This window comes from Herminiimonas sp. GW821-FHT09C12 (assembly GCF_059416385.1).
The window spans coordinates 1,039,255-1,057,017 of sequence record NZ_JBWKPC010000001.1; the positions used below are offsets into that span (position 1 = coordinate 1,039,255).

Annotated in this window: 14 protein-coding genes; 8 read left to right on the forward strand and 6 right to left on the reverse strand. The window is 48.4% G+C overall.

The genetic code is table 11. The annotated features are described in order from the left end of the window. Positions 1 to 12: 12 nt before the first annotated feature. On the forward strand, positions 13 to 1,890 hold the full coding sequence (locus AC07N2_RS04920; RefSeq protein WP_494777263.1) for a potassium transporter Kup: 1,878 nt from the start codon (positions 13 to 15) through the stop codon (positions 1,888 to 1,890). Positions 1,891 to 1,958: 68 nt separating this feature from the next. Here AC07N2_RS04920 and rarD read toward each other — a convergent pair whose 3' ends face one another. The 3 genes from rarD to AC07N2_RS04935 all read right to left on the reverse strand — a co-directional run bounded on the left by rarD (position 1,959) and on the right by AC07N2_RS04935 (position 6,663). Then, positions 1,959 to 2,849, reverse strand: coding sequence for an EamA family transporter RarD (gene rarD, locus AC07N2_RS04925; protein WP_494777264.1), 891 nt, complete (start codon positions 2,847 to 2,849; stop codon positions 1,959 to 1,961). Positions 2,850 to 3,088: 239 nt separating this feature from the next. Then, on the reverse strand, positions 3,089 to 5,266 hold the full coding sequence (locus AC07N2_RS04930; RefSeq protein WP_494777265.1) for a TonB-dependent receptor domain-containing protein: 2,178 nt from the start codon (positions 5,264 to 5,266) through the stop codon (positions 3,089 to 3,091). Between the two features lie 341 nt (positions 5,267 to 5,607). After that, positions 5,608 to 6,663 carry a GGDEF domain-containing protein gene (locus AC07N2_RS04935; protein WP_494778114.1) on the reverse strand — a complete coding sequence of 352 codons (1,056 nt, stop codon included), beginning with the start codon at positions 6,661 to 6,663 and terminating at the stop codon, positions 5,608 to 5,610. A gap of 567 nt (positions 6,664 to 7,230) precedes the next feature. Here AC07N2_RS04935 and AC07N2_RS04940 point away from each other — a divergent pair. Next, positions 7,231 to 7,437 carry a heavy-metal-associated domain-containing protein gene (locus AC07N2_RS04940; RefSeq protein ID WP_076592917.1) on the forward strand — a complete coding sequence of 69 codons (207 nt, stop codon included), beginning with the start codon at positions 7,231 to 7,233 and terminating at the stop codon, positions 7,435 to 7,437. A gap of 94 nt (positions 7,438 to 7,531) precedes the next feature. On the opposite strand, the gene AC07N2_RS04945 is transcribed toward AC07N2_RS04940, so the two are convergent. The 3 genes from AC07N2_RS04945 to AC07N2_RS04955 form a co-directional block, all read right to left on the reverse strand. Continuing rightward, positions 7,532 to 7,861: an antibiotic biosynthesis monooxygenase family protein gene (locus AC07N2_RS04945; RefSeq protein WP_494778115.1), complete on the reverse strand. Its 330-nt coding sequence runs from the start codon at positions 7,859 to 7,861 to the stop codon at positions 7,532 to 7,534. Positions 7,862 to 7,966: 105 nt separating this feature from the next. Further along, positions 7,967 to 8,389 carry a Cu(I)-responsive transcriptional regulator gene (cueR, locus tag AC07N2_RS04950; RefSeq protein WP_494777266.1) on the reverse strand — a complete coding sequence of 141 codons (423 nt, stop codon included), beginning with the start codon at positions 8,387 to 8,389 and terminating at the stop codon, positions 7,967 to 7,969. Between the two features lie 34 nt (positions 8,390 to 8,423). Next, on the reverse strand, positions 8,424 to 10,856 hold the full coding sequence (locus AC07N2_RS04955; RefSeq protein ID WP_494777267.1) for a heavy metal translocating P-type ATPase: 2,433 nt from the start codon (positions 10,854 to 10,856) through the stop codon (positions 8,424 to 8,426). 406 nt (positions 10,857 to 11,262) lie between these two features. Between AC07N2_RS04955 and AC07N2_RS04960 the strand changes: the two genes are divergently transcribed. From AC07N2_RS04960 to AC07N2_RS04985, 6 genes are all read left to right on the forward strand, one after another. Continuing rightward, the gene (locus AC07N2_RS04960; RefSeq protein WP_494777268.1) at positions 11,263 to 11,625 is read left to right on the forward strand and encodes a helix-turn-helix domain-containing protein; all 363 of its coding nucleotides are present in this window, start codon (positions 11,263 to 11,265) and stop codon (positions 11,623 to 11,625) included. A gap of 163 nt (positions 11,626 to 11,788) precedes the next feature. Continuing rightward, positions 11,789 to 12,535 carry a hypothetical protein gene (locus AC07N2_RS04965; protein ID WP_494777269.1) on the forward strand — a complete coding sequence of 249 codons (747 nt, stop codon included), beginning with the start codon at positions 11,789 to 11,791 and terminating at the stop codon, positions 12,533 to 12,535. Between the two features lie 7 nt (positions 12,536 to 12,542). Beyond that, a complete protein-coding gene (locus AC07N2_RS04970) occupies positions 12,543 to 14,591 on the forward strand; it encodes a TnsB C-terminal domain-containing protein (protein WP_494777270.1) in 2,049 nt (682 codons plus the stop codon). Between the two features lie 123 nt (positions 14,592 to 14,714). Further along, entirely contained in the window at positions 14,715 to 15,737 is a 1,023-nt protein-coding gene (locus tag AC07N2_RS04975; RefSeq protein ID WP_494777271.1) for a TniB family NTP-binding protein, read from the forward strand. A gap of 157 nt (positions 15,738 to 15,894) precedes the next feature. Next, a complete protein-coding gene (locus AC07N2_RS04980) occupies positions 15,895 to 16,764 on the forward strand; it encodes a hypothetical protein (RefSeq protein ID WP_494777272.1) in 870 nt (289 codons plus the stop codon). A gap of 52 nt (positions 16,765 to 16,816) precedes the next feature. Beyond that, the gene (locus AC07N2_RS04985; protein ID WP_494777273.1) at positions 16,817 to 17,689 is read left to right on the forward strand and encodes a TniQ family protein; all 873 of its coding nucleotides are present in this window, start codon (positions 16,817 to 16,819) and stop codon (positions 17,687 to 17,689) included. The last annotated feature ends 74 nt before the right edge of the window (positions 17,690 to 17,763 follow it).

Sequence of the window (17,763 nt, forward strand, 5' to 3'; positions counted from 1 at the left end):
AGAGAGCGCTCTTTGTCTTCACCAGATAAAAAAAGCAGCCTGGCTGCATTGACTCTTGCCGCAGTCGGCATCGTATACGGTGACATCGGCACCAGTCCGCTATACACGATGAAAGAAGTGTTCTCCAAAGAACACGGCTTGATCCTCACACCAGAAAATCTGCTCGGCGTCGTTTCACTGATCGTCTGGGGCTTGATCATCATTGTTTCGCTCAAATACGTCACGCTGGTGTTGCGCGCGAATAATCGCGGCGAAGGTGGCATCATGGCTTTGATGGCGCTGGCGCTTTCTTCGGTGACAAAAAACTCACGCTGGTATTTCCCCTTGATGGTGATGGGTTTGTTTGGCGCAACTTTATTCTATGGCGATAGTGTCATTACACCGGCGATTTCGGTGCTGTCTGCGGTCGAAGGTTTGAGCGTAGCAACATCGACCTTCGATCCTTATGTCGTACCGTTGACGGTCGCTGTGTTGGTCGGTTTGTATTCCTTGCAGGCCAGAGGCACCGCCGGTATCGGCAAATGGTTTGGTCCGGTGATGCTGATCTGGTTCCTTACCTTGGCCGCGATGGGTATTGTTAACATTATCGATGCGCCGCAAATTCTGCATGCCTTGAATCCATGGCATGCCTTCCTCTTTTTAAAAGGCAATGGTTACCTCGCTTTTATTGCCTTGGGTGCGGTGGTCTTGGCATTCACCGGTGCGGAAGCGCTGTATGCCGATATGGGTCATTTTGGCGCCAAGCCGATACGGATGGCGTGGTTCATGATTGCCTTCCCGGCACTCGCGTTGAATTATCTGGGGCAAGGCGCTTTGCTGCTGTTGCACCCTGATGCTGTCAACAATCCTTTCTATCAACAGCTCGGTGCGTGGAGCATTTATCCATTGGTCGTGCTTTCGACGATGGCGGCCATCATTGCTTCGCAGGCGACGATCTCCGGCACCTTCTCGATGACCAAGCAGGCGATTGCGCTGGGCTTCTTGCCACGCATGAAAATTGAATTTACGTCGGCGAGTCAGATCGGCCAGATTTACATTCCGGCAGTGAACTGGTTGCAAATGACAGTGGTCGTGATGGCGGTGATTGGCTTCGGTTCTTCATCTGATCTGGCGGCAGCTTACGGTATTGCCGTAACAGCGACGATGTTGGTGACGACGATCCTGACCTTCTTCGTGATTCGCTATCGCTGGAAGTACAACCTGTTGCTGTGTCTTGCTGCGACGGGTTTCTTCTTGGTTATCGATGTCAGCTTGTTCTCGGCGAATATGCTGAAACTGTTCCATGGCGGTTGGTTCCCGCTGTTGCTTGGTTTGGTTCTGTTCACCTTGATGTTGACGTGGAAGCGTGGTCGCGAATTGGTGTTCGAGAATCTGCAAAAGCACGCGATTCCACTGGAAGATTTTCTCGCATCCTTGTTCATTTCGCCACCAACGCGCGTGCCCGGTACTGCGATTTTCCTGCGTGGCGAATCAGATGGTGTGCCGCATGCGATGTTGCACAATCTGTCGCATAACAAAGTGCTGCATGAGCGCGTTGTATTCTTGACGGTACGCATGATGGAAGTGCCGTACGTGCCGAAAGGCGATCAAGTCCGGATACATCTGCTTGGTGATGATTGCTATCAAATGGATGTGACTTACGGCTTCAAGAATGTGCCTGATATTCCAGCGGCTTTAGAGCTAGCCAAAGATCAGGGTCTGGAATTCGAAATGATGGAAACATCATTCTTCATCGCACGCCAAACCGTGGTTGCCAATCCAGTGCGCGGTATGGCGCTGTGGCGCGAACATATCTTTGTTGCGATGTCGCGTCATGCGCGCGGTGCAGCGGATTATTATCAAATCCCATCGAATCGCGTGATTGAGCTGGGTACCAAAGTCGAGATTTAAACGCAGCGATACAGACGTAAAAAAGGGACAACATGATGAGATGTTGTCCCTTTTTTTATGTGCGTTTTTTAATTTGTGGTCACGGATGTTTGGCGTTTATACGTTTGCCATACGCCATCCAATGAATACAATCCCAGCGCAATCCAGATCGTGGCAAAGCCGATCAAGCGTGCGCCACTAAACGGCTCGTGATATAGCCAAACGCCGATCAGCAATTGTATGGTCGGTGTGATGTATTGCAGCAGTCCAAGTGTGGCTAGCGGTATCCGGCGCGCACCTGCAGCGAAGAGTAATAGCGGAATCGCCGTGATCGGGCCTGCGGCCACCAGCAGCCATTGCGATGCAGATGACGCGTGCACGAAGCTGCTGTTGCCGCCCCATGTCATTACCGTCAATGCGAGTGCGGCGAGCGGGAACAGCAACAGCGTTTCCAGTGACAAGCCTTCCAATGCACCTAATGTTGCTGTCTTGCGTAACAAGCCGTAAGTGCCAAACGTGAGGCCCAGCGTCAGACTGATCCACGGCAAATGCCCGTTTTCCCACGTCAACCAAGCCACGCCGATTGCTGCGATCGCTACAGCTGCCCATTGCAGGCGACGCAAACGTTCACCCAACACCAGAAAACCCAACAGCACATTTACCAGGGGCGTCATGAAATAGCCAAGGCTGGCATCGACGATGCGATCGTGATTGACCGCCCAGATATAGACAAACCAGTTAGTCGACAGCAGCAGCGCACTAGCAGTGAAGCCAGCCAACACTTTCGGTTGGCGAAATACTCCGCTGATCCAGGCCCATTGCTTGCGCACGGCGAGTACGATCAACAAAAATCCAAGCGCCCACACCATGCGATGCAGCAGGATTTCCAACGGCGCAATATCGTGCAGCGATTTGAAATAAATCGGAAATAATCCCCATGCCATATAGGCAGAGAGTGCGTACAACATGCCGGTATTCATGGCGTATCAATCAGTTTGGTAATGAGGCGACATCAGACGTTTTGAACGAATGGCCAAAACGCGGAGGGAGCGACGATTATCGCAGTAATTGAATAAGGGTGCTGCGCGTGCCGGAGTAAGGAATGTTGATGTCTTGAGCGTCAATGGGAATGCATGAAAAAAGCGCGTCTCGATTATTAATCGAGATGCGCCTTTTAATGTAAGTGCAATACAGCAGGATCGCTGCTGTATCTGTTCTATTAGAACGCGTAGTTGGCAGAGACCCACAGACGGCGACGTTCGAAGTTGCCGATGTACTCACTGGCGTAAGTGGCCGTGCCATTGGCAGCTCTGACAGGACGGTATTCTGCAAAGTTTTTATCGAGCAAATTATTGATCGCCATATTGATGGTAAGTGACTTGTCCACTTTGTAATTGCCACCAATATTGACTAAAGAGTAGGCCTTGTAGTCGCCGAGCAATGCTTTGGTATTCGCCAGACGCGTGTCCTCTGTACGATAGCGTTCGCTGTTATACGAGGCCTGCGCCCACAAGTTGAGTTTGGATGTGGCCTTCCAGTCGAGCTTGGTATTGATGACATGTTTCGGTGTGTTGTTCAAAGGCTTGCCGATGTTAGGCCCGCTTTTTTGTTCACTATCGGTGTACGTATAGTTGGCGCTGAGTCTCCAGTCACGAGCAAATTCGATACTGCTGCCGACTTCTACACCCTGGATACTTGCTTTGTCGACATTGATAGGCCGTGTTCCACTGGTTGTGCCTGCAGGGTTGTAGGATTCACTACCGATTGCATCCTTCAAGTCGGTTTTGAAGACAGTGACGTTTGCTCGGAAGCCATCCAGACTGTCGAAGTATGCAGCCATCTCACTGCTGATACTGCTCTCAGGTTTCAAATTTGGATTGCCGTATGTTGGGGCATCCAGGTTGCCTTGTCCCGTATAGCCCGTAACGCCATCGAATAATTGTTCCAGGCTTGGGGTTCGGTAACCTTTGCTGACACCGCCCTTGAATGTCCATTGATCCGTACCGTTCCATACGAGATAAGCGCGTGGAGAAGTGGCGCCACCAAATGTGCTGTGATTGTCGTGTCGCAGACCGACGGTCAATGCCAGATCTTTGTTAATACGCCATTCATTCTCGGCAAAGATGCCGGTTTGTGTATGGCTGAATGTGCCAACGGCAATGCCATCAACCATCTTCGCATCCCACCATTGGCCGCCGACGGTCAACATATTGGAGCCGATAGCGGTAACTAATTTGGTATCAAAAACGGTACTTTCCGATTTGAGTGTCCGTGGTGCGCCAGCGATTTTGCCTGGAGGTGCAACCCAGACTCCGCCGGTTAACGTCGCCGGAATAGTACGGCCTATGGTTTCCGTTTCGTTGCGCATCAGACTGGATTCCAAGACGCTGTTTCCTAAGCGCCAGGTATGCGCCAAGGTGATTTGATCGCGGTTGAATTTTTGGGTCGGAGCATAACCGTTGATAGTCGTCGGCGTGTTGAGTGTCCCTATTTGTCCGCGGCTATTGTCATAGGTTTGGCGGCTTTGATCCAAATCGAGTGATAAGTCGTGATCCTTGTTGGGAGTAAGAGACAGTCGGGCGCCTACCGTATTGATATCGGCGCGCACCGGATTTTGGCCGGTCAGCAGCGTTGTGGCTGGATTTCTGCCGTTCCATTGTATGTCTGAGGCATCGCGGTGATATTTGCGTGCACGTACTTGCAAGCCAAGCAGACCTTCTTTAAGCGGTCCGCTCAGGTAGACACTTCCGGCTTGCGAGTCACCGTAGTCACGGTGTTCGTTGAGCGTGCCTTCAACTGTAAATTCACCGGTCCACTCTTTGCCTACTTTGCGGGTAATAATGTTGACTACACCGCCCATTGCATCAGAGCCATACAAGGTTGCCATCGGGCCGCGGATGACTTCGATACGTTCGATAGCAGAAGGCGGTGGCATAAAGGATGTAGCAGAATCACCGAAGGCATTAGGTGTGATACCGCCAGCGGTGTTCTGACGTCGGCCATCGATCAGGATCAATGTAAATTTGCTGCTCATACCGCGCATGCGAATTTCCAGACCACCGGTCTTGCCGATGCCATCGCTGACATCAATACCTTCAACGTGACTCAACGCTTCTGCAATGCTGCCGACGCGGTTGGATTCCAGCTCTTGGCGTGTGATCACGGTGATGCTGGCCGGTGCTTCCTTGATGGATTGTTCGAAACCGGATGCGCTGACGACAACTTCCTGTAACTGATGTTCTGACGGCGATTGTTGCGCCGAAGCGGAAGCCGAGGCGACCAGCAGTGCAGCGGCGATTGGCCAGACGCGACGAGCATGGCGCTCAAGTCCGCTTTCCATGCGGGATGAAGTTACTGCAAAAGGACGTGCAAAGTCCTGAGGATGCTGTACAGCCATGCTTAATGCTCCAGAAAAGGGATGCCCAGAAGAAGGGGAGAGTCTGTGGCTGGCTAGTACACGAATGGAAATGGGGCGGGGACGTCCGACATTTCAGTGATTGGCTGGCTGAAATTTAACGAAATCTTAATAAATTTAACGGAATCTTAACGCAACTGAGAATGATTTGCAATATCAATTTCTCGCAGGAAATATTGCTGACATTTATGTTGAATACGCGGGTGACGCGCATGTTGAGACGATGCGTAGACGCAAGCTGGCGCTACGGAAGACCGTATCGATTGAAGATAAGGGAGGGATATGCGTCGCTCTGATGAGAGCGGTAAGACGAGGACTAAAGCTTAGCCGGCTGTCGGTTCGTCAAAGAAGAACTCAACAGATTCAGTCTTTTTACCAACGTGGAGCAAGCCTTGCGCGAGCAACTCGTCGTAGTAACAGACTTGATTGCGGCCATGATCCTTGGCGTAATACAACGCCTGGTCGGCATGACCAAGTATGACGACCGGTGTTTCTTGCGAGATGCTGGCGAAGCCGATGCTGACGGTAATCTGGCCGACTTGCGGAAATGGATTTTGCTCAATGTTGTGACGGAAGCGCTCAAAAACCATTTGTGCATCAGCCAGCGTCGCTGAACGCAGTAGTACAACGAATTCTTCACCGCCAAAACGAAAAACACGATCCTGCGCACGGAATGAGGTGCGTAGTATGTTAGCGACCAGTATCAATACTTCATCACCATAAAGATGGCCGAAGGTATCGTTCACGCGTTTGAAGTGGTCGATATCGATGACGGCTAGCCATTGCGATTTGACGTCTGCATGATGGCGGCGTTCTTCTACATCGGGCGAAGTTGGCTCAGCTGGCTTGCTGTTAAGCATGCGCGCAAATTTTTCATCGAAGGTTTTGCGGTTGAGCAAGCCGGTCAATGAATCGCGTTCGCTGTAATCAAGCAGGCTTTGATAATTGCGATACACACTCAAGATGCCTTCCATCACTTGCAGCATCTGTGCGGTGAATGGCTCTGTGTGGGCAATTTCGAGGCAGGTCGATACTTTGTCGTTTTGCCAGATCGGAATCCACAAGATGTGGCGGCCATCTTCCCTGGCTTCTTCCAGACGATTTTTACGTTGCGCTATGCAAGTTACTAGCGCAGGGAAGGAGACTATCGGTTCGCCTGCATGATCGGAGGATGACTCTTCATCGACGGTTTGTACTTTGCCACCGGAGATCCAAACACGCGGACGAACGAAGAGTTCGCCGCGCGACTGAAATAATTCCATGACGCGTGCTTCTGTGACGCCGACCATATTCAGCAATGCTGTCATCACCGAGATGTCCAGCAAGTCGTGGTCGCGATGGCCGGTAATCTCTACCAGATGTTCCAGTAGAGATCCCATCATCAGTGGTTCAGAAGTGCTCACAGGGCATCCATGCAAAGACATCGACCAAAATATTTGTTTGAATCTGTTTAAGCATGGAGCGTGACTTCAAGAAAAATTTTCTATTAAGAGAAGCTAATTTCAAGAGCGCGATAAAAGCTAATTGAGCGGATTTATATAGTTTTTATTGTCTAATTAGTTAGAACTATTCTATCTGAATAGATTGCTGCAAGCCTATTAGTTGGTCTATGGAAACTATATTTTACGTTTGCTTTTTTTCCTTGCTATGACATGGCATGCACACGTGCCTGTACGTCATTCCTAAAATGTAACAAAATAGTTTCTACGGAGTAATTTTATGCTGAATATACGTGAGCATATTTTGTGCCTGCTGTATTTATATCCGTTTCGATAGGCAAATGAAGGCGCTTAATCGATAGGTGATATTAGTAATTGATGCGACGAGCTTTGGGCGAAAAGTCAGATGTCCAGCATGCGTAAAATAGATCAGCAAAAAGACGCTTGACCTTCCTACCGTGGGAAGCCATATAGTGGATTCAGTCATTCACCACAAGGAGTTATGTCATGTATGAATTGGAAGTTGAAAAAATGAGTTGCGGTCACTGCATCAATGCAGTGACAAAGTCGGTGCAGGCTGTGGATGCAGACGCAAAAGTGGAAATCAATCTTGCGCAACGCAAGGTGCGTGTGCAGACCGATGCTGAGCTGGCAGAAATTTCTGCAGCGATTGTGAATGCCGGTTATCCGGTAGTGAGTAGTGCTGCTGTTTAATAAAAGCGGTAAGCAAAAGGGCGTATGGTTGATAACCATGCGCCCTTTTTATTAGGTAGATTCAATCACAAGGGCCATAAAGCCGGACAAAAAGCTAATCCTTGCTTGTGAATTCAGGAATCTGAGTGAGAACATCATCACCATAAGTTCTTAAAACTTCAGAAATGATTACGCGATATCCGTTGAGCCAATTTGATTGTGCAGCTTTTGCCTCAAGATGAGCGGGGTGTTGAATCAATGCCTGGAGCGATGCAAGCGATTCCCAGTAATACACATTTGAAGTCAAGCCAGTGGAAGAGTTTTCCCACGTTTCTTCGCCAAGATAGCCAGGCATTGCCTTGGCGGCTTCTGCGATGATGTGATCAAGACGATGAAATTTGTCGTCCAATTGTTTGGTGGCGAAGATAAATGTTGATGAGTACATGTCCGCAATCGAGAAGGTCACAGTCTGCTGGAAAAGCAGAGCGTGACATTCTAACCTGCAAAAATTAGACATACCGCAATCTACTTCTGCGAAGAACGCTCTTCGTCAGTGGGTACAACAGTCATGTTGACTATTATCATCCTGCTGCGCCAAGCCCTGCAGAATCGGACAATCTGCGCGCGCATCACCATTGCATGATTGCGCCAGGTGCTGCAAGGTGTCGCGCATCTCGCTCAATTCGGCAACGCGCTTGTCCAAGTCTGCAACATGCGCGAGTGCAATCGCCTTTACATCCGCACTGGCGCGGTGCGAGTCGTTCCAGAGCGACAGTAAATCCCTGATCTGTTCCAACGAAAATCCCAGCTTGCGTCCGCGCTTGATGAAGCGCAGCGTATGCAGATCGTTGTCGTCATACGTGCGGTAACCAGCATCGGTACGCGTACTAGGCCTGATCAATTGAATACTTTCGTAGTGTCGGATCATTTTGGCCGATATGCCGGATGCGTTTGCTGCTTGTCCGATATTCATGTCTATTCCTTCCGATTCAAATCAATATAAGCGCTTACTTGGTGTCGTGATGTTCCAGCGCCGAAGGGCGCCAGCGGCGCAACAGCAGCGCATTACTGATCACACTGACGGAGCTGAACGCCATTGCGGCACCGGCAAACATCGGATTCAGCAAGCCGAATGCGGCGAGTGGAATGCCGATCAGGTTGTAGATAAAGGCCCAGAACAAGTTCTGGCGTATCTTGTTATAAGTCCGGCGCGAGATATCAATCGCATCTGCGACCAAGGACGGATCACCACGCATCAGTGTGATGCCGGCTGCATGCATCGCAACGTCGGTGCCGGTTGCCATTGCAATACCAACATTTGCCGCGGCCAGTGCTGGCGCATCGTTAATGCCATCGCCGACCATCGCGACCACATGATCATCTTTTTGCAAGGCGGCGATTTTTGCCGTTTTGTCAGCCGGCAGTACTTGCGCAATCACATGCTTGATGCCGAGCGCACTACCGACGGCATTGGCGCTGCCATAGTTGTCGCCACTCAGCAAAACGGTTTCTATACCGAGTGCATGCAGACTGGAGATAGCGCGTGGTGCGCTTTCCTTGATCTGGTCGGCGAAGGCAATCAAGCCTAGCAATTGTTTCGGTGTGTCGACTGATACCAGCCATGAAATCGTATGGCCGGTGTTCTCCAGTTCTTTGGCACGTGTTGCCAGCGCACCAAAATCCAGTCCCAACTCTTCTATCAAGCGCGAGCTACCTAACTGCAAATGACGACCATCGACCGTCGCCGCGACGCCGCGTCCCGGCAAAGCTTGTACTTCGGTGGCTGGCAGCGTGGCGACATTCTGCTCACGGGCACGTTCGACCACGGCGTGTGCCAGTGGATGCTCGCTGCCGCTTTGTATTGACGCAGCCAGTTGCAGCAAGGTGTCGGCGGGGATGTTCATGGCCTGCATATCCGCTACATGTGGTTTGCCTTGCGTCAGTGTGCCGGTTTTATCGAAGACGACGGTGGTCACGCGATGTACGATTTCCAGCGCTTCGGCATCCTTGATCAAAATGCCGGACTTCGCTGCGACACCGGTACCGGCCATGATGGCAGTCGGCGTGGCCAGACCCAGGGCACAAGGACAGGCAATGACCAGTACGCTGACAGCGTTAATGATGGCGACTTCTACGCCAGCGCCAGCCAGCCACCAGCCGATGAAGGTTGCGAGGCCGATCAGCAAGACGATCGGTACAAAGATCGCACTGACTTTATCGACCAGACGCTGGATAGGCGCTTTCGCCGATTGTGCGTTTTCGACCATACGGATGATGCGCGACAAGGTGGTTTCCGCGCCGATCGCATCGGTACGTACCAGCAGCAAGCCGTCGGCATTGATGGATGCGCCGGTCACTTTGTCGCCAACTTGTTTGACGACTGGGAGGCTCTCGCCGGTGATCAGTGATTCATCGACCTGGCTATTGCCTTCGACTACCGTGCCATCAACCGCGATACGTTCACCGGGACGGACGACGACGATGTCGCCGACGCGTACTGAATCTATGGCGACATCGGTATCGATGCCATCACGTCGCACACGTGCCGATTCCGGACGCAGCTTTTGCAGGGCGCGGATGGCGGATGCGGTTTGTTTCTTGGCGCGTGCTTCCAGCCATTTGCCCAACAAGATCAGGGTAATGACGACCACCGACGCTTCAAAGTACAAGTGCGGCATGTGGCCAGGCATGGCCGTCAACAATAAATAAATACTTAAACCGTAAGCGGCACTGGTGCCGAGCGCGACCAACAAATCCATATTGCCGGTACCGGCTTTGACCGCATGCCAACCAGCTTTATAAAAGCGCGCACCCAGCCAGAATTGCACTGGCGTTGCCAATGCCCATTGCACCCAGCCCGGCAGCATCCATTCGATGCCGAAGGGTTGCAGGAACATCGGCAATACCAGCGGGATGGACAGCAGGGCTGCGTACATTACGGGCAGCCAGTCTTTGGCTGGTTTTTGTTCAGCCGCTTGTTGCGCAGATTGCTTCAGCGGCAGCGATGCGCCGTAGCCGGCATCTTGTACTGCGGTGATCAAGGTAGAACTGCTGGTGCCGCTGTTGACGCGGACTTGCGCGCGGTCAGTCGCCAGATTAATGCTGGCATCAATCACGCCATCCACTTTGAGCAAGGCTTTTTCCACACGGCTGGAGCAGGATGCGCAGGTCATGCCGGTGATATCAAGTGTGATTTCTTCCTGCGGTACGCCATAGCCGGCTTGTTCAATTGCGTGACGAATCATCTCGGCATTGATTTCCGGCGGGACTTCAACAGCGACCGAATCTGTCGCCAGATTTACGCTGGTTTGCTTTACGCCGGGGATAGCGTTGATGGCTTTTTCTACACGCGATGCGCAAGATGCGCAGGTCATACCTGTTACATCAAGCGTGATGCGGCGGGTGTCGGCAGACTCAATTTGTGACTGTACGGTCGTCATGATGTGACTCGCGGAAGGTGGAAGATGCATGCAGTATTGACCTTACCATGATGGGAAGGTCAAGCGGCTTTTTCAAGTGTGCGGATCACTTATTACTAAGTGGTCATCGTCAAAATTAAGCTCACAAGTGAGTGTAGTTAGAGCCTAACTATGGCGATTTCGAAATACATCGTTAATTCTAGAGTTTTAGACCATCTCCTCTCACTCTCAATGCTCAATATTTGAGATGCATAGCATCGGACTCCTTTCGATAGCTAAATTTCTCTCAGACTCTGAAATCAAGGATATTTTTGATGTGTTTTATTACTCTAAAACACACATAAGTTATTGATTATAAAGAGATTTACTTTTGTTTTCATGGCTGGCATAGTACTCATTGTGTCGCTTGCAGAGATTCGGCTAAAAAATGACTCGCAACGTTTTGAATTTGCATGAAGGCTGTTTTGGGCGTGAGTTATATCGACTCAGAACGATGCATCTACTTACCGGAGCGGATGTGGCGCAGGGTGCGGGGCTCAGTCACGGTTATTACTCTCTAATTGAAAATTCCAGAAGAGTGGCTCCGCCCTCTAAGACTGTTAGGAGAATTGCAAGTGCCTTAGGTTTAGGAGAGGGCGAGTTACAGATGCTCCTTCTCATGGCCGAGATGGAAAGAAAAAGAAAGGCGGTAAGTACTTATAAAGAAAGGCTTGCTGCAGACAGTTCTGTTACGGAGGAGCAGGTGCGTCTTATTAACGAAATCTTAGATCGAGAGAATGAAACCATGTAAACAAAAAGCGACGAACCCCTATTAGAAGTCCGCCGCCTTCTGGCCAAAGATTGATATCTCTGACGGTCTGCAACCTCAAGATATCTCTCCACCGCTCGAAGGTCAAGCACCCTTTTCTTTTCGAAGATAAGTCCCTTCTTTGCCGAAGGGACAAGGAGAAGTCATGTCTGAAATTTCGTACCAAATGGGTAGTGCAGAATGGATTGAACGCGTGTTTTCCACGCCTCCGGCGATCAATCTTAAAGGACGTACCAAGTTCACCCAATATCACCAGCGATACATTCATTCAATGGGTCGATATGTCGGCGCTCAAGGACGACGCGAATCATCTGCGCTTACCGCCCTTGAATATCTGACTAACTTGGGATTTATCAAGCGATTCAAAGAACAGCCCTTTCGTACTAACGAAAGCGAGTTCGGATCAAAGATCGTGCCGGATTTTATTGCGCAAGGTACGTTATGTGAAGGCATCTTTGTTATCGAACTGAAAAATACTCGGTTTTTAAATCGCATGACTCAATACAAGCTTGATGCAAACAGGGAGAAATTTGCTTCTTTTAGAATGAACTACATCGTGTGGCATGACGAGCGACCGCTTACGCATACAGTTCAGAAGTTACTGAGTGAAATGCGGCATTACGGCACTTTGGTATCTAAATCGGAATACCAAGAGTTGGCTAATTTTGTTGACGAATTAGGCACTACAACTTTAATAAAAATTCTCAATGCTGGTTTCGATTTGTGCACGCTATTCGCAGCGGCATGGTTCGGCCAGATTTACTTCAGTTTGACTAGGCCACTTTGGGATAACACTTCCGTTTCCCGGCGGCCGGTTGAAGATCTTTCCGTGATTTTTCTTCAATCGAGCCATTCAAAAGATGAATGGTGGGCTAATCTTCAAACGAGCTGAGAAATATATGAAACAGCTATTGAGTAGTGTCTCAATCTTCACCCGGAAAAAGGCAACATTATTTTCTTTTTCTGTTGGCCAAATTTTTAGACGAGAAACAACAGTATTCACAGTTGTAGATAAATATGCTGATCTTCTTGTATTAGAGAATGCTGTTTCTCTTGAGCGAAAATCCGTTTCGATTGAGGCTTTATTTCAAGAGTACCTCTCTACCAAACTAGTGCCGGCAACTTCGGATGAGATAGTTCGTGCATATCGGTGCGATCAATTCGAGGAGGATGATGTTCGTGAATTCAGTCCAGAGCATTTTCATGCAAGTGATGCTGCAATAGCCGCGGCGCGCAAACTAAAAATCTGTATAGAGAAGTTGAGAGGACTTGGGTATGAAAGTTTGCGTCCGACATATTTATTGGAAATTGACTACGCACGCGTTATAAAAGAATGTGGTGAACTTCCTGAGTTCAGTGATGGAATTTACTTTGCCTTAGGAACTATCTATTCTGCCTCGAGAAAATTAGATGCAGCAGAAGGTGATTTCCGAGCCCTCATTCCAAAATTCTCTTTCAGAGGTGGAGGGAAAAAACTACGTATCCATCCAATAGCGGCCAAAGCGTTGTCAAAAATACTCGATCGCTTTGATGCAAATTCGAAGGAAAAAATTAAGTACTCAATAATTGAGAATGCGCTCAAATTGGAATTGATTGAGAGTATTCCAAAAGACGAGTTATTCGATGTGTTGCCAGCTCGTTCGACAATAACGCGTATTACCAAAGCGCGCTTTGGTAGTTATGAGATTTGCGCGAGAAATTCTGGGAAAAAATTTGCTGACAAGCGTTATGCCACAGTCTATCCCCGTGTACGAGCAGATAGGCCGTTGCACACAATTGAATTTGACGATAAGGATACAAGACTCTTTCTTGTTGATGAGCAAAATGGACTTCCTTACGGAAGAGCTTTTGTTACTTCAGGTATTGATCAATACTCATCCGTTTTTTTGGGTGCGTCAATCAGTGAGCAGTACAGAAGCACCTGGTCCGCACTTAACGCTTATTCGAACTGCCTACTTCCTAAAGATAAAACGGCGGACGATTATGGTGATGTAAAAAGTAAAATGGACTTCTACGGAAGTGCAGCGGAACTACTATTTGATAATGCCTTGTACAACCATTCGAACGCGCTACAAAAATCAATCAGCGAAACTTCAAATGCAATTTGCAAATTTGCAAAACCTTATACGCCGACTGAAAAATCGATAGTTGAGGATTTCAATGGACGAATGGATGCTGATTTTCTATCGACTTTGCCGGGTTATGGCGGCGCAAAAGGTACGAAGGAATTTTTGAATGACGGACTAAAGGGAGCTAATCTCACCATTCAACAATTTAGGAGATTGTTCTTTAGTTGGGCTTACGATATTCATTGTAACTCGCCCCGGGCAATGGGCAGTTCACCGCGCCAACTCTGGATGGACGGCATGCGTCAGAGATCACCTCGAATACCAGCAGATCTTCATCGACTCAAAGCTTCTATTGGCATTGGGCATTCGCTTCAATTCCGGAAAGAAGGTATTCGATTTGCAGGGCTTACATGGCAAAGCGGTCCGCTGACCATGTTGCGTCGAAAAATTGGCTTCAATGCCGCAGTCTACTTTCGCTACAACCCGGATTGCCTAGGGGCCATCTATGTTTTTGATCCCATCGATAATCGCTATATATGGGTTCCAAGTACCGACCTAGACTACACCAGAAATATCACTTTCCAACAACACAAAATTGTACTGAAAATGGCACGGGAAAGTGGCTTACGAAATCCAGGTATCCCCGAGCTTTTGAAGCATCGTGATGAACTGGAAAAACTAACATTTCAAGCGCGTAAGTCAACCAAGCGGAAAGAGCGGAAAGCCGCTCGTTTGCTTGGAGGCTCCGACGGGATACATCTTAGTGAACATCAATTGAGGAACGAACTGGTTACCGATCTTGAATTTCAAATCAGTGCCATCAGCGATGTTTGCCTTGAAATAGACGATGACCATTGGCGTTTACCAGACGACTTCTAATGTTGCAATAGTTAGCCGACTTTCTGTTGTCTTGTCTAGATGATGAAGAGCAGACATCTTAATTTAGGTTCGTCATCCATGACGTTAGACAAATCACTGATGTACGGTATCCGGAGAATTTTAATGAAGCAGATCACAAATAAATCAGATTGGAACGATGTCGCGCTTCTGGAAAGACAACGCTATATCGTTGAAGACATGCATATTCATCATCCTAGCTTCGTTCGCGCTGTCACGGAACTAAAACGGCGTGCGCATCGGTGCTCTAACGAGAATGTGGGTGCAGCTGTGCTGTTCAAGGTTCCCAGTGGTGCAGGAAAAACGCATGTCCGAAAATTCTTTAAAAGGAAGTGGCCAGATTTAGAGAGAAAAGATGGGACATCTATTCGGGTCATTTCGTTTGATGTTCCTACTTCGCCGACGCCACGGTCAATGGGCCAAGCGTTGCTTCGCTCTATCGGAGATGCTGGCTGGAATATTGGAACGGCATCCTTTCAAATGGATCGTATTGTGCATCTGTTGCCACAGCTCGGTACGGAAATCATCTTTATCGACAACCTGCAAGATGTGCCAGAAAAACGCCAAGAAAAAGGAGTGCTCGAAATCGGTGGTTGGATTAGACGCCTTGTGGATGACGGAAAGCGGCTTGTAGTTTTACTTGGAACACCGGCAGCGGAGGAACTCGTTCATAACAATTCTCAACTTCGTCGACGCACAGCAAAACATCTATCGATGAACTATTTCCAGTTTGGAGATAACGGACGGATCAATTTTCTAAAATTTCTCAAGTTGGTCGATGAAAGTTTACCGTTAGCCGAACTTTCTGGCTTAGATGATCCTGAACTAGCCGAATCAATTTTTTACGCTACAAATGGCATTCAAGACTATATCTTTCAACTAATGATCGAGGCAGTGGGCATTGCTGTAAAAACGAAGACGGAGAAGCTTACCTTCAAGGAATTGGAGGCAGCGTTTTCGCTTATTTTTCATGATGCTGCGGGTGGTGCAAATCCATTTGCCGCGAGTGGGGTGAAACGCAGGTTGGATCAGAGAAATGAACCATTTTATAGTTGGTTTGATTGCTCCAATCCTGATCCGGATCTGCCTTCTCCTCCTCAGTCCAAGAAAAAACGTACATCTTCTTGAGTAATGTATGAGATATAAGATTTTGGAGAGGTACTTACTGCAGAGGAACCAGCTCTGTACGTTTTCTGACGTAGATCTGATTCCTAATCGCGGCTATCGCAGCAAGCTTCTCATTCGAAAGGAGCGCTTGAAAGGACAGTGCAGACAGGATCAATTAATGATGCTTACCGAGGCAAACGGCTATAAACATATTGGCCACCTATGCAAGGCTCTGAATATTAGTTTTGAGGCTACCTTGCATATGTCTGATCGCCAAATTGATCAATTGATTGATGGCTTGGTCGTGGCATCTCCTCGTCATATTTTTAAGACAATCCGTCACGACAATCAAATTAATTGGCACTCAAAGTTAAGGGCTCGAGTTTGTCCTGATTGCATCGAGAAAGATTTGCCAATACCTGCATACTTTAACTTTCCCCTTTCAATGCATTGTCTTTCCCATAACTTGCTTCTTGCTGACCGGTGCTCAAAATGCCTGAGAATTCTTCTGTACTCAAGAAGTAAAAGAAGGTACTGCAATTGCGGTTTTGATTTGATCGAGTTGGCAAGAATTTCCCCTGAACCGTGGTTAGAAGTTTATTACCAAACATTTGCGCCATGGCGGGAAAACTCGGTGCCTATTCTTAGTCCGCTTTTGCAAGAGGTTCGCGAACGAATATCTTGTCGACTGCTGGGGTTACTAGTGGGGACAGGGGATATCCATTTGAGAGTCGCATTGAGCAATGCCAGCGATATTAAGAAAATATTGCAGATTATTGCGGAGCCGAAAATGACCAGGGCTTTTTTTAGGGAGAAAACGGATTCAATTCTGCAAGCATTCGCCGATTGCAATCGATATCTTAATTTTCGATGGGCTCATCAAATACTTGAGCAGCAACAAATGAGACTTTTTGAGTCTAGGAAAAACTGGTTTTCACAACACTTAGGAAGTCGAGGATGTAGTAATCGCTTCTGTATGGGTAATTGCGGCAGTGAGAAACATGCTTCTCACAATGCATCGATTCGGAGCAGCGATGTTTCTCATTAGACCTGCTCCATATGACGGGGAGTCCCTATCATCTTGGCGCCAACGAGCAGGTATGGCAAATGGCTATACAAGATTTCCACAAAAAAACGGCCGACATCAATTCTCAGAGCCTGATCGTTTTCAATCAGTCGAGGATCGCGAATGGCTTTCGATGGAATTTATCATGAGTCGGTTTTCATTAGAAAAACTGACGTTGGATCAAAGCATAGCGCCAGTAGTGTCTAGCCAGATAAGCCTGGCGCGGCAGGCTTGGGTACTGCCCATCGGACGTAAATCCAAGCCACCTATTTCGGGGCCAATGTATTGCCCTAGATGTTTAGAGGCAGATGCGGAGCCGTATTTCCGTCTCGCATGGAGATTTTCGTTTCTGAGCCATTGCCCAACGCATAAATGTGTTTTGAGAGATCGATGCGAAAAATGCAGCGCGGTAATCTGGCCTTCGTCATATCTACTCATTTATTCCAGATGGACGGGTATTAGTCATTGTCGAAATTGTGGTTCTGATCTGGCCGCTGCATCTACCTTGGATCTTGTAGGAGTTTCATCTGATTCTTCGGACTTCCTTTGGGATATTTTTTGCAATGGAAAAATAAACTTGCCGGGAATTGGTCTGGTAATGTCGCGTGAATATTTCACCGCCTTGTGGTCCATGTGTCAGATTATTTTACGGAGACGTTCCCTGGAGATTCAGCGGTACATTCCGCTATTGGACGAAATAGAGCTATTTATCTCAGACAATCCGGCGGTGACAATATCGCTTGTACCTATTCCCATGCGTTTGCATATCGTCGCTGCAGCGATATGGCTTATGAGTAATTGGCCAAACAACTTTCTTGGCGCAATTCATCGCGCAAAAATTACACGATCATGTTTACGTAAGACTAAGGAAGCTCGACCAAAATGGATGGTGGATGTCATTGAATGAACGTAAATTGACTCATCTATTGCGAGGATTAACCTCGGATTGATAAGGTTAATGAATTAGAAGATCCGCAGATT

What these genes read in the sequence shown, in the direction of transcription:
- AC07N2_RS04985 (WP_494777273.1), top strand. Translation starts at nt 16,817, where the DNA reads ATGGCAAATGGCTATACAAGATTTCCACAAAAAAACGGCCGACATCAA.
- AC07N2_RS04970 (WP_494777270.1), top strand. Translation starts at nt 12,543, where the DNA reads ATGAAACAGCTATTGAGTAGTGTCTCAATCTTCACCCGGAAAAAGGCA.
- AC07N2_RS04975 (WP_494777271.1), top strand. Translation starts at nt 14,715, where the DNA reads ATGAAGCAGATCACAAATAAATCAGATTGGAACGATGTCGCGCTTCTG.
- AC07N2_RS04960 (WP_494777268.1), top strand. Translation starts at nt 11,263, where the DNA reads ATGACTCGCAACGTTTTGAATTTGCATGAAGGCTGTTTTGGGCGTGAG.
- AC07N2_RS04980 (WP_494777272.1), top strand. Translation starts at nt 15,895, where the DNA reads ATGATGCTTACCGAGGCAAACGGCTATAAACATATTGGCCACCTATGC.
- AC07N2_RS04955 (WP_494777267.1), bottom strand. Translation starts at nt 10,856, where the DNA reads ATGACGACCGTACAGTCACAAATTGAGTCTGCCGACACCCGCCGCATC.
- AC07N2_RS04935 (WP_494778114.1), bottom strand. Translation starts at nt 6,663, where the DNA reads ATGGGATCTCTACTGGAACATCTGGTAGAGATTACCGGCCATCGCGAC.
- rarD (WP_494777264.1), bottom strand. Translation starts at nt 2,849, where the DNA reads ATGAATACCGGCATGTTGTACGCACTCTCTGCCTATATGGCATGGGGA.
- AC07N2_RS04945 (WP_494778115.1), bottom strand. Translation starts at nt 7,861, where the DNA reads ATGTACTCATCAACATTTATCTTCGCCACCAAACAATTGGACGACAAA.
- AC07N2_RS04965 (WP_494777269.1), top strand. Translation starts at nt 11,789, where the DNA reads ATGTCTGAAATTTCGTACCAAATGGGTAGTGCAGAATGGATTGAACGC.
- cueR (WP_494777266.1), bottom strand. Translation starts at nt 8,389, where the DNA reads ATGAATATCGGACAAGCAGCAAACGCATCCGGCATATCGGCCAAAATG.
- AC07N2_RS04940 (WP_076592917.1), top strand. Translation starts at nt 7,231, where the DNA reads ATGTATGAATTGGAAGTTGAAAAAATGAGTTGCGGTCACTGCATCAAT.
- AC07N2_RS04930 (WP_494777265.1), bottom strand. Translation starts at nt 5,266, where the DNA reads ATGGCTGTACAGCATCCTCAGGACTTTGCACGTCCTTTTGCAGTAACT.